The organism is Rhodanobacter soli, from assembly GCF_039523495.1.
In the GTDB taxonomy this organism is placed as follows: Bacteria; Pseudomonadota; Gammaproteobacteria; order Xanthomonadales; family Rhodanobacteraceae; genus Rhodanobacter; species Rhodanobacter soli.
In genome coordinates this window covers 3,139,189-3,151,124 of sequence record NZ_BAAAFK010000001.1, presented here as the reverse complement: position 1 = coordinate 3,151,124, position 11,936 = coordinate 3,139,189, and the positions used below count along the sequence as shown (strand labels likewise).

The 11,936-nt window shown below is 65.3% G+C and carries 10 protein-coding genes; 5 read left to right on the top strand and 5 right to left on the bottom strand.

All coding sequences use genetic code 11. From position 1 onward, the window contains the following. The first annotated feature begins 40 nt into the window (after positions 1 to 40). Positions 41 to 1,870 carry a glutamine--fructose-6-phosphate transaminase (isomerizing) gene (glmS, locus tag ABD024_RS14245; protein ID WP_343853912.1) on the top strand — a complete coding sequence of 610 codons (1,830 nt, stop codon included), beginning with the start codon at positions 41 to 43 and terminating at the stop codon, positions 1,868 to 1,870. 11 nt (positions 1,871 to 1,881) lie between these two features. Here the strand turns inward: glmS and ABD024_RS14240 are convergent, their stop codons facing one another. The 5 genes from ABD024_RS14240 to rfbB all read right to left on the bottom strand — a co-directional run bounded on the left by ABD024_RS14240 (position 1,882) and on the right by rfbB (position 6,915). Beyond that, complete coding sequence (locus ABD024_RS14240) at positions 1,882 to 3,294, bottom strand: mannose-1-phosphate guanylyltransferase/mannose-6-phosphate isomerase (RefSeq protein ID WP_343853910.1); 1,413 nt, start codon at positions 3,292 to 3,294, stop codon at positions 1,882 to 1,884. A 14-nt stretch (positions 3,295 to 3,308) separates the two neighbouring features. After that, positions 3,309 to 4,244, bottom strand: a complete 936-nt coding sequence (gene rfbD / locus ABD024_RS14235; RefSeq protein ID WP_343853907.1) for a dTDP-4-dehydrorhamnose reductase — start codon at positions 4,242 to 4,244, stop codon at positions 3,309 to 3,311. A gap of 129 nt (positions 4,245 to 4,373) precedes the next feature. Next, on the bottom strand, positions 4,374 to 4,931 hold the full coding sequence (rfbC, locus tag ABD024_RS14230) for a dTDP-4-dehydrorhamnose 3,5-epimerase (protein WP_343853903.1): 558 nt from the start codon (positions 4,929 to 4,931) through the stop codon (positions 4,374 to 4,376). Then, entirely contained in the window at positions 4,928 to 5,818 is an 891-nt protein-coding gene (gene rfbA / locus ABD024_RS14225) for a glucose-1-phosphate thymidylyltransferase RfbA (RefSeq protein WP_343853898.1), read from the bottom strand. Before rfbA ends, rfbC begins: the two co-directional genes overlap by 4 nt. Before the next feature lie 26 nt (positions 5,819 to 5,844). Beyond that, positions 5,845 to 6,915, bottom strand: coding sequence for a dTDP-glucose 4,6-dehydratase (gene rfbB / locus ABD024_RS14220; protein WP_343853893.1), 1,071 nt, complete (start codon positions 6,913 to 6,915; stop codon positions 5,845 to 5,847). A 272-nt stretch (positions 6,916 to 7,187) separates the two neighbouring features. Here rfbB and ABD024_RS14215 point away from each other — a divergent pair, with 272 nt between their 5' ends. From ABD024_RS14215 to ABD024_RS14200, 4 genes are all read left to right on the top strand, one after another. Beyond that, the gene (locus tag ABD024_RS14215) at positions 7,188 to 8,357 is read left to right on the top strand and encodes a cystathionine gamma-synthase (protein WP_343853887.1); all 1,170 of its coding nucleotides are present in this window, start codon (positions 7,188 to 7,190) and stop codon (positions 8,355 to 8,357) included. 73 nt (positions 8,358 to 8,430) lie between these two features. Next, positions 8,431 to 9,837, top strand: a complete 1,407-nt coding sequence (locus tag ABD024_RS14210) for a glycosyltransferase family 4 protein (protein ID WP_343853882.1) — start codon at positions 8,431 to 8,433, stop codon at positions 9,835 to 9,837. Then, on the top strand, positions 9,834 to 10,628 hold the full coding sequence (locus ABD024_RS14205) for an ABC transporter permease (RefSeq protein ID WP_343853878.1): 795 nt from the start codon (positions 9,834 to 9,836) through the stop codon (positions 10,626 to 10,628). Before ABD024_RS14210 ends, ABD024_RS14205 begins: the two co-directional genes overlap by 4 nt. Beyond that, complete coding sequence (locus ABD024_RS14200) at positions 10,625 to 11,923, top strand: ABC transporter ATP-binding protein (RefSeq protein ID WP_343853873.1); 1,299 nt, start codon at positions 10,625 to 10,627, stop codon at positions 11,921 to 11,923. Before ABD024_RS14205 ends, ABD024_RS14200 begins: the two co-directional genes overlap by 4 nt. Positions 11,924 to 11,936: the final 13 nt, after the last annotated feature.

Sequence of the window (11,936 nt, the reverse complement as noted above, 5' to 3'; positions counted from 1 at the left end):
CGAAGCTGGGGCTTGGCATCCATCAGAGGAAGTTCTGTCGATGTGTGGAATCGTTGCCGCCGTTGCCCAGCGTGATGTCGCCCCGCTGCTGATTGCCGGCCTGAAGGCGCTCGAATACCGGGGCTACGACTCGTCCGGCGTGGCCGTGCTTGACCACGGCGCGATCCGCCGCGTGCGTGCCAAGGGCAAGGTGCGCGAGATGGAGACGCTGTACCTGGCCGATCCGCTGCCCGGCGGCACCGGCATCGCGCATACCCGCTGGGCCACGCACGGCGTGCCGAACGAGGCGAACGCGCACCCGCACATCGCCGGCCGCGTGGCCATCGTGCACAACGGCATCATCGAGAATTACGTCAGCCTGCGTGCCGAGCTGCAGGCGGGCGGCCACGTGTTCACCTCCGAGACCGACACCGAGGTGATGGCCGCGCTGATCGACAGGCACCTCGACCAGGGCCTGAACCTGCGCGAGGCGGTGCTGGCCACCGTGCGCGAACTGGAAGGTGCCTATGCGATCGCGGTGCTCAGCAGTGACGAGCCCGACCGCGTGGTTGGCGCGCGCCGCGGTGCGCCGCTGCTGGTCGGCATGGGCATTGGCGAGAACTTCCTCGGCTCCGACGCGCAGGCGCTGGTCCAGGTCACCAACAAGATGGTCTATCTCGATGATGACGATGTCGTCGAGATCACCCGCGACAGCGTGCAGGTGTTCGGCCTCGACGGCACACCGGTCGAGCGCGCCGTGCACGAGAGCGAGCTGTCCGCCGACGCGGTCGAGCGCGGCGAGTACCGCCACTACATGCAGAAGGAAATCTTCGAGCAGCCGCGCGCGGTGGCCGACACGCTGGAGGCACGCATCGGCCCGCACGGCGTGCTGCCGAACATCTTCGGCATCGACAGTGGCGCGCTGCTGCAGGCCACCCGCGGCCTGCACATCATCGCCTGCGGCACCAGTTACCACGCCGGCCTGGTCGCGAAATACTGGATCGAGGAATTCGCCCGGCTGCCGGTCAGCGTGGAAGTGGCTAGCGAGTACCGCTACCGCGAGACGGTGGTACCGGCCGACACCTTGTTCGTGGCGATCTCGCAGTCCGGCGAAACCGCCGATACCCTGGCCGCACTGCGCGAATCGCGCCGCCGGGGCTACCTGGGCACGCTGGTCATCTGCAATTCGCCTGAGTCCTCGCTGGTACGCGAGGCGGACCTGAAGTTGATGACCCGTGCTGGCCCCGAGATCGGCGTGGCTTCGACCAAGGCCTTCACCACCCAGCTGGCCGGGCTGGCCCTGCTGGCGTTGGAACTGGCCCGTCGCAACGGGCTCGATGGCGACCGTTACGCCGCGCTATGCGCTGAGCTGCAGCGCCTGCCGCGCGCGATCGAGGGCGCACTGAAGCTGGAGCCGGCGATCATCGAACTGGCCGGCGAATTCATCCAGCGCCAGCACGCGCTGTTTCTCGGCCGCGGCGCGCAATATCCGGTGGCGCTGGAAGGCGCGTTGAAGCTCAAGGAAATCTCCTACATCCATGCCGAGGCGTACCCGGCCGGCGAACTCAAGCACGGCCCGCTGGCCCTGGTCGACGACAACATGCCGGTGGTCGCGGTGGCGCCGAACGGCCCGCTGCTGGACAAGCTGAAGTCCAACTTGCAGGAAGTGCGTGCCCGCGGCGGCCGCCTGATCGTGTTCGCCGACGGCGCCGCCGGCATGGGCGACATGGCCAGCCACGGCGTCATGCTGCGGGTGGAGTCCGGCGGCAACTTCATCGCCCCCGCCGTGTTCACCGTGCCGCTGCAACTGCTGGCCTACCACGTCGCCGTGCTGCGCGGCACCGACGTCGACCAGCCGCGCAACCTGGCCAAGTCGGTAACGGTGGAATAGGGTTTCCGCGATCAGGCGCGGCCGTAGACGTCGTCGTAGCGCACGATGTCGTCTTCGCCGAGGTAGCTGCCGGACTGCACCTCGATCAGTTCCAGTGGCAGCTTGCCGGGGTTGCGCAGGCGGTGCCTGCTGCCGAGCGGGATGTAGGTGCTCTGGTTCTCGGTGAGCAGGAACACCTTGTCGTCGCAGGTGACCTCGGCGGTGCCGGAGACCACGACCCAGTGCTCGGCGCGATGGTGGTGCTTCTGCAGGCTCAGGCTGGCACCGGGTTTGACCACGATGCGCTTGACCTGGAACCGTTCGCCTTCCTCCAGCGAGTCGTAGCTGCCCCACGGCCGGTACACCACGCGGTGCAGCGCATGCTCGCTGCGACCGGCGGCTTTCAGTCGCTCGACGATCTTCTTCACGTCCTGTGCCGCGTCGCGGTGCGCCACCAGGGTGGCATCCGGCGTGGTCACCACGATCAGGTCGTCGACGCCGACCGTGGCGAGCAGGTGGCGGTCGTGCGAACGCAGCAGCGAGTTGCGCGTGTCTATCGCCATGGTGTCGCCTTCGCCCAGGTTGCCGTCGGCATCCTTGTCGCCGGTGAGCCACAGCGCCGCCCACGAGCCGATGTCGCTCCATGCGCAGCTGACCGGGATCACCGCGGCACGCTGGGTCTTCTCCATCACCGCGTAGTCGATCGACTTGTCCGGCACCAGCGCGAACGCGTCATGATCGATGCGCACGAAGTCGAGGTCGGTCGAGGCTTTCGCGTGCGCCTCGCGCACCGCGGCAAGCATCGCCGGCGCGTGCGCGGCCAGTTCCTCCAGGTAGCGCGAAGCCTTGAACAGGAACATGCCGGAGTTCCAGTCGTAGCCGCCGTCGGCAAGGTACGACTCGGCCTTGGCCAAGTCGGGTTTCTCGACGAATTGCCCGACACCGAAACCGTGGTCGTCGATCGCGTCGGCACGGCGGATGTAGCCGAAACCGGTTTCCGGGCGATCCGGGCGGATGCCGAACGTCACCAGCCAGCCCTGTGCGGCCAGCGGCAGCGCCTGCTGCACCGCTTCGACGAAGGCAGCGGTGTCGCCGATCAGGTGATCGGCCGGCAGCACCAGCAGCACGGCGTCGGCATCGCGCTGCAGCGCCTGCAGTGCGCCCAGCGCGATCGCCGGCGCGGTATTGCGTGCCAGCGGCTCCAGCACGATGGTGGCGTCTTCGATGCCCGCTTCCAGCAACTGGTCGGCAGCGAGAAAACGGTGGTCTTCGCTGGCCACCACGATCGGCGCGGCGACGTGCGGCAGTTGCCGGGTGCGCGCGATGGTCTGCTGGAACAGCGTGCCCTTGCCGGCCAATGCCAGGAACTGCTTGGGCAGGTTCTTGCGCGATACCGGCCACAGCCGGGTGCCGCTGCCGCCACTGAGGATGAGGGGGATCAACATGGCTGGGTCCTTGTTCAGTGCCCGGATGCGGCAAGCCGGCGCATCACGCCGCGCAGGCCGTGCTGCCAGTCGGGCAACGGAAAATCAAAATGCTGCCGGAAGCCGCCATTATCCAGCAACGACCAGGCCGGGCGCACGGCCGGTGTGGGGAATTCGGCACTGCTGATCGGAACCACCCGCGGTGGGCGGACAAGCACGCCCAGTGCCGCGGCCTGTTCGAAGATCGCGCTGGCGAAGCCATGCCAGCTGGTGGTGCCGCTGGCGACCAGGTGATGCGTGCCGGCCAGTATGCGGCGCTGCGCGCTGTCGGACTGCAGCCAGCGGTCGAGGGCGGCGAGGGTGCCGTCCACGATCAGCCCGGTATCGGTGGGCGCGCCGTGCTGGTCGGACACCACGCGCAGCTCGTCCCGCTCGGCACCGAGGCGCAGCATGGTACGCAGGAAGTTGTGGCCGTGCGCGGCGTAGACCCAGGCAGTGCGGAAGGTGAGGTGATCGGCATCGCTGTCGCGCAGCGCCTGTTCGCCGGCCAGCTTGCTGCGGCCGTAGGCACCGAGCGGGCCGGTTGGCGCGTCGACCGCGTACGGCTGCGACTGATGGCCGTCGAACACGTAGTCGGTGGAGTAGTGGATCACCAGCGCGCCGTGCGCCGCCGCCCAGCGGCCGAGTACGCCGACCGCCTCACCGTTGACGCGGGTGGCCAGGGCTTCTTCCTGTTCGGCGCGATCGACTGCGGTGTAGGCGGCGGCATTGACGATCAGCTCGGGCTGCACGCGATCGAGCAGGGCCGGCAGCGATTCGGGGATCGACAAGTCGGCGATCTCACCATGGCCGCCGTGCGTCAGCGCACCGTCCCGGGTGGCGACGGTCAGCTTGCCGCGGGTGGCCAGGCCGCCGTGCTCAAGAAACGTGCGGCCGAGCTGGCCGTTGGCGCCGAGCAGAAAAATTCTCATGGAAACCTCGAACAACCATCGTCATTCCCGCGAAAGCGGGAATCCAGTGTCTTGGCATCGGTACGCATTGAAGTCACTGGATCCCCGCTTTTGCGGGGATGACGAGAAAAACGGCTTGTCGAGGCTTGCTCATGCAACGTAGACCGGCAGCCGCTCGGGCGGAACGTCCTCGAGCAGTGGCGTCTTGACATCCTTGTCCGACAGCAGCGGTTCGCTCAGCGGCCAGTCGATGCCGAGTGCAGCGTCGTTCCAGCGGATGCCGGCGTCGGCTTTCGGGTCGTACAGCGCGGTGCACTGGTAGGTGAATGTGGCGAACTCCGACAGCACGCAGAAGCCGTGGGCGAAACCTTCCGGCACCCAGAAGTGGCGATGGTTGTCGGCGGTCAGCATCACGCCGACCGACTGCCCGAACGTAGGCGAGCCGCGGCGGATATCCACCGCCACGTCGTAGACCTCGCCTTCGAGCACGCTGACCAGCTTGCCCTGCGGGTGCGGCCACTGGTAGTGCAGGCCGCGCAGCACGCGGCGGGCCGAGCGCGAGACGTTGGATTGCACGAAGCGGTGGTCGATGCCGGCCGCGCGATACTTCGCCTCGTTGTAGCTCTCGTAGAAGAAGCCGCGGGCGTCGCCGAACACCTGCGGTTCCAGGATCAGCGCGCCGGGCAGTGCGGTTTCAATCACCTTCATTGCACGTGGCCTTGCCGGGTCAGCTGCTGCAGGTACTGGCCGTAGCCGGTCTTGGCCAGCGGCGCGGCCAGCGCCAGCAATTGCTCGGTGTCGATCCAGCCGCTGACGTAGGCGATTTCTTCCGGGCAGCACACCTTGAGGCCCTGCCGGTTCTCGATCGTCTCGATGTAGTTGCCGGCCTCCATCAGCGACTCGTGGGTGCCGGTGTCGAGCCAGGCGAAGCCGCGGCCGAGCTGCTCCAGGTGCAGCGAGTTGTCGTCGAGGTAGCAGCGGTTGAGGTCGGTGATCTCCAGCTCGCCGCGCGGCGAGGGCTTCAGCGAAGCGGCGTAGTCGCACACGCGGCCGTCGTAGAAGTACAGGCCGGTGACCGCGTAGTTCGACTTCGGCTGGGCCGGCTTTTCCTCCAGTCCGATCACGCGGCCGGCGTCATCGAATTCGGCCACGCCGTAACGTTCAGGGTCCCTTACCCAGTAGCCGAACACGGTGGCGCCGCGCTCGCGCGAAGCGGCGCGCTTGAGCCGCTCGGTCAGGCCCACGCCGTAGAAGATGTTGTCGCCCAGCACCAGGCAGCTGGGCTGGCCGTCGATGAAGTCACGGCCGATGGTGAATGCTTGCGCCAGTCCGTCGGGCGAGGCTTGCACCGCGTAGCGGATGTCGATGCCCCATTGCGAGCCGTCGCCGAGCAGGCGCTGGAACATGTCCTGCTCGTGCGGGGTATTGATCACCAGCACCTCGCGGATGCCGGCCAGCATCAGCGTGGCCAGCGGGTAGTAGATCATCGGCTTGTCGTACACCGGCAGCAGTTGCTTGCTGACCGCACGGGTGATCGGGTGCAGCCGGGTGCCGGAGCCGCCGGCGAGGATGATCCCTTTCTGCGTGTTGCTCATGAGCCCATCCTTTCTGTTCTCGGCTTTCATGAGCCGAGGCGCTCCATGCGGTAGCTGCCGTCGAGCACGCGCTGCACCCACGGCTGCTGCGCCAGATACCAGTCCACCGTCTGCGCGATGCCGGTTTCGAAGGTCTGCGACGGCTGCCAGCCCAGTTCGGTCTGCAGCTTGCTGGAGTCGATCGCGTAGCGGCGGTCGTGGCCGGGGCGGTCCTTGACGTAGGTGATCAGCGACTCGCGTGCACGACCGTCGGCCAGTGGCCGGCGTGCGTCGAGCAAGGCGCAGATCGTTTTTACCACGGCGATGTTCTCGCGCTCGGCATTACCGCCCACGTTATAGGTCTCGCCCACCCGGCCGGCGTCCAGCACGCGGCGAATTGCGCTGCAGTGGTCGCCCACGAACAGCCAGTCGCGGATGTTTTTCCCATCGCCGTAGACCGGCAGCGCTTCGCCGGCCAGCGCCTTCTGGATCACCAGCGGGATGAGTTTTTCCGGAAACTGGTACGGGCCGTAATTGTTCGAGCAGTTGGTGGTCAGTACCGGCAGCCCGTAGGTGTGGTGGAACGCGCGCACCAGGTGGTCGGAGGCGGCCTTGGAGGCGGAGTACGGTGAATTCGGCGCGTACGGCGTGGTCTCGGTGAACTTGCCGTCGGCGCCGAGCGAGCCGTACACCTCGTCGGTGGACACGTGCAGGAAGCGGAACGCCTCGCGAGCAGTGCCTTCCAGGCTGCGCCAGTAATCGCGGGCGCATTCCAGCAGGCCCAGCGTGCCGACCACGTTGGTCTGCACGAACTCGGCGGGGCCGTCGATAGAGCGGTCCACGTGCGACTCGGCCGCAAAGTTGATGATCGCATCGGGGCGATGCTCGGCCAGCAGCCGGGCCACCAGCGCGCGGTCGCCGATGTCGCCGTGCACGAACACGTGCCGCCCATTGCCCTTTAACGAGGCCAGCGTGTCCGGGTTGCCGGCGTAGGTCAGCTTGTCCAGGTTTACGACCCGCAGACCATCGGCCACCGCCTGCAGCACGAAATTGGCGCCGATGAAGCCGGCCCCGCCGGTGACTAGCAGTGTCTTTCGTGATGCGGATGACCCGTTCATCAATACGTCCCTGGTTGAGCTGGAATCGCCCTTCAAGCGCTCCGGACGCCGGACGGACAGCAAATGATGCCGGTTCCGGATCCGATCACCAAGTCTTGGTCGCGTCCGTGAGTGCAGCAGGGCGAGTGAAGTCATTGAAAACGGGACAGTTTGCTCACTCCCTTCTGAACGCGATCTTGATGCCTGTGGCCTGAATTGGTCCCTTAGCCTCTACAATGACTGGCTTGATCCTCATGAAGTTACCCGTCAGGCGGGTTGGGAGATTTACGGCAATGAAAAACGGCAAGCAACGCAGTGAACACGGAATGGGCACCCGCGCGATCCATGCCGGCCAGCATCCCGATCCCAGCACCGGCGCCATCATGACGCCGATCTACGCCACCTCGACCTATGTGCAAGAGAGCCCCGGCAAGCACAAGGGTTACGAGTACTCGCGCACGCAGAATCCCACCCGGATGGCCTACGAGCGTTGCGTGGCCGATCTGGAAGGCGGTGTCGCCGGTTTTGCCTTCGCCTCGGGTCTGGCCGCGGCGGCGACCGTGCTGGACCTGCTGGATTCGGGCAGCCACGTGATCGCGATGGACGACCTGTACGGTGGCACTTACCGCTTGTTCGAGAAAGTGCGTCGGCGTTCGGCCGGGCTGGACTTCAGCTTCGTCGACCTGAACGACACGGCGGCGTTGAAGGCGGCGCTGAAGCCGAGCACGCGGATGATCTGGGCGGAGACGCCGACCAACCCGATGCTGAAGCTGGTCGACCTGGCCAAGGTGGCCGCGTTTGCGAAGAAGCACGGACTGATCCTGGTAGTCGACAACACGTTCTGCTCGCCGATGGTGCAGCGGCCACTGGAATACGGTGCCGATCTGGTACTGCATTCGGCCACCAAGTACATCAACGGGCATTCCGACATGGTCGGCGGCATCGTGGTCGCCGGCAACCAGGAACTGGCCGGGCAGATGGGTTTCCTGCAGAACTCGGTGGGCGCGGTGGCCGGTCCGTTCGACGCGTTCCTCGCCATGCGCGGCCTGAAGACCCTGCACCTGCGCATGAAGGCGCACTGCGCCAGCGCGCTGGAACTCGCGGCATGGCTGCAGAAGCATCCGGCAGTCGAGCGGGTGATCTACCCGGGCCTGAAGAGCCATCCGCAGCACGCACTGGCGAAGCGTCAGATGAACGGCTTCGGCGGCATTGTCACGATCGAGGTAAAGGGCGGCCTGAAGAAGGCGCGTCGCATGCTGGAGCGCTGCGAACTGTTCGCGCTGGCCGAGTCGCTCGGCGGCGTCGAGAGTCTGATCGAGCACCCGGCGATCATGACCCACGCCTCGGTGCCAGCGGCCAACCGCAAGCGGCTGGGCATCAGCGACGGGCTGGTACGGTTGTCGGTCGGGGTGGAGGATATCGCCGATCTTCGCGCGGAGCTGTCCGACGCCCTAGGCAAGTAGGCATTCGATCCATCGCGTATCCAGGGGGCTGGCCGGATTTCGCACCACGAACAGACAACATCAGGTGAGCACCGTGAACAAGCAAAGGAGGGCCACCGGCATCGCGCTCTTGAACCTGTCGGCGTGGATACGCCGACAACCATGGCTCAGCGCCATCTATCGCCACTTTCCCGAAGCACTGCGCAGCAGGACGTCGGAGGCGTTGGCGGTGCGTACCAGCGAGCTGCTTAAATTCCGGCGGACCGTAAGTTGGGGGCGCGGAAACCGATCGCCCGATGCGGTCACGACGCCTTGCCAAAGCATCCATGCCGACGGTGCCGGCGTGAACATTTTCGCCTATGTCCGGGGCCAGTTCGGTCTGGCCGAAGGTGCGCGGCTGTATGCGAGAGCCCTGCTGGAAGCTGGCTACCCAGTAACGATTCACGACATCGATATCGATGTGCCCCATGGCATGGACGACAGTAGCCTCGATCTGCATATCGGTGGCGAAATACGGCATGACGTCAATCTGGTTTTCGTCAACCCCGACTATCTGGAGCAGGCGATGGCGAGCATCGGACGTGACCGACTGGGCGGTCGGTACACCATCGCGTGCTGGTTCTGGGAGCTGGAAAAATTTCCGGACGAATGGCTGCCTGCCCTGCAGCGCGTGGATGGGGTGATGGTGTCGACCAGCTTCATCCGCCACGCGGTAGCCAAGGTCACCGACAAACCCGTGTGGAGCGTCCCTCTGCCGGTCAACCAATCGCCGGACAGCGGGTTGGTGCGCGCCGATTTCGGGTTGGAGGAGGACGACTTTATTTTCCTCTGCAGTTTCGACTTCAACTCCTACCTCGCGCGAAAGAATCCGCGGGCGGCGATCGAGGCGTTTCGGCGTGCCTTCGCCGACCGTCGGCCGAACGTCAAGCTGCTGGTCAAGTCGAGCAATGGCCACCGCCACCCGGAGAAGTTGCGTGCCTTGTTGAACGCGGCCGGCACCGATGACCGAATCATCGTTCGCGACGAGGTCATCGATCGCGACGACCTCGGCGCGTTGCAGCGTTGTGCAGATGCCTACGTCTCGCTGCATCGCGCCGAGGGATTCGGGCTGGGATTGGCCGAGTGCATGCGCCTGGGCAAGCCGGTGATCGCCACGGCGTGGTCGGGAAACATGGAGTTCATGACGTCCGACAACAGTTGCCTGGTTGACTACCGGTTGGTGCCCGTGGGCGAGGGCGAGTACCCGCATCATGTCGGTCAACGCTGGGCCGAGGCCAACGTTGACCATGCGGCGGAGCTGATGCGGCGGCTGGTGGACGATTCCGGGTTTGCGGCCGCCATCGGTGCCCGGGCAGCGCACGACATCCGCACCCGACTTTCGCCGCATGCCGCGGCGCAAGAGATCATTCGGCGAATCGAATCACGGCCTTCCCGGGCCGGCATCGCTCCGATGGCCGCAGTGCACTCTGGCGATGCGGATCGACGGGAGGGAACACCATGAACGGGATGCTGACGGCGATCTGGAGCTATCGCCACTTCATTGTTTCCTCGATCAGGAACGACCTTCGCTCGCGTTTCGCCCGCAGCAAGCTGGGCGCGGTGTGGATGATCCTGCAACCGCTGGCCCAGGTATTGATCTACTCCCTGGTGCTGTCCCGCATCATGGTCGCGAAGCTGCCAGGCATCGATAGTCCCTATGCGTACTCGATCTACTTGCTCGCCGGCATGCAGGCCTGGTCGTTGTTCAGCGAAGTGGCGACACGCTCGCTGACCGTTTTCGTCGAGAACGGCAGCATGCTGAAGAAGATCGTGTTCCCGCGAGTATGCCTGCCCATCGTCACGCTAGGCTCCGCGCTGGTGAATAACGTCCTGCTGTTTGTCGTCATGATGATCGTGTTCGCGTTGCTCGGGCACTTTCCGATTTCTGCGCTGCTGTGGATGCCCCTGCTGATGTTCGTGACGGCGGCATTCTCGCTGGGCTTGGGACTGCTGATGGGCGTGCTGAACGTGTTCGTCCGCGACGTCGCCCAGTTCATGATGGTCGTATTGCAGCTGTGGTTCTGGCTGACGCCGGTGGTTTACATGTCGTCAATCATTCCGGAGAGCCTCCACTCCGCGATGCAGTTCAATCCCATGTACTGGATCGTCGCGGCCTACCAGGACACCCTGGTTTATGGTCGTGCGCCGGAACTCACCGGCTTGCTGGGGGTGACGGCGGTGGCCCTGATTCTGCTGGCCTGGTCGCTGCTGTTGTTCCGCAAGGCCGCCCCCGACATGGTGGACGTGCTATGAAGGCGGTCGTGCTGCAAGTCAAGAACGTGGGCAAGTCCTTCCGGGATTACGGCAGCGAGTGGCGCCGGTTCGGCAGCTGGTTCGGCATGCATTCGCCGAAAGTCAAGGATCACTGGGTGCTGCGGAACATCAACTTTGCCGTGCATGCAGGAGAGGCGCTGGGCATCGTCGGCCAGAACGGCGCGGGCAAGAGCACGCTGCTCAAGATCATCACCGGTACGTTGGGCGCCACCGAAGGGAGCGTCAGGGCCAGTGGCCGCGTGGCGGCGATCCTGGAGCTCGGCATGGGGTTCGACCCGGATCTGACCGGCAGACAGAACAGCGAGCACGTCGCGGGATTGATGGGTTTCTCGAGGGCCGAGATACGCGAGTTGCTGCCGCAGATCGAGGCCTTTGCCGAGGTGGGCGCCTATTTCGACGAGCCGGTGCGCACGTACTCCAGCGGCATGCAGATGCGCGTCGCTTTCAGCCTGGCGACCGCCTCGCGGCCGGATGTGCTCATCGTCGACGAGGCGCTTGCCGTCGGCGACGCGTATTTCGTGCACAAATGTTTCAAGCGGATCCGCGAGTTTCGCGAGGAGGGGACGACGTTGCTGATCGTCTCCCATGACAAGTCTGCCGTGCAGGCCTTGTGCGACCGGGCCGTCATGATCGATCAGGGTCGTCTGGTCGCCGATGGCTCGCCGCAGGAAGTGCTGGATTTCTACAATGCAATGATCTCCGAAAAGGAGAACAGCACGGTGCGGCAGACCAGGCATGAGGACGGCACGACCGTCACCGTGTCGGGTAGCGGCGAGGCCGTGATCGACTCGATCTGGCTGGAGGACGCCGCAGGCAATCGTATCGAGTTCGTGGGTGTAGGTGATCCGGTGGACCTGGTGATCCGGGTTAAGGTCGAGTCCGCGGTGGAACGGTTGGTGGTCGGCTACGTGATTCGCGATCGGCTCGGCCAGGCCGTGTTTGGCACCAACTCGTTCTATACCGATCAGGTCGTCGAGGATGCGCAGGCCGGCGAACAATTCGAGTTTCGCGCCCGTTTCCCGATGAATCTCGGCGTCGGCACGTATTCGTTCTCCGTGGCGCTGTCGAGCACGGAGACGCATCTGGTGAACAATTACGAATGGCGCGATCTCGCACTGGTGTTCACTGTCGCGAACACGCAACGTGCGACCTTTGTCGGAATGGCCTGGGTGCCGCCGCAGATCATCATCTCCGCGTGCGGGCGTGCTGACCCGCCGGCAACTACGCGGGCGGACGCCTGCCAGGAATCAGGCGCGCTGGAAAATCGCCACTGACCTGCCCTGGGTG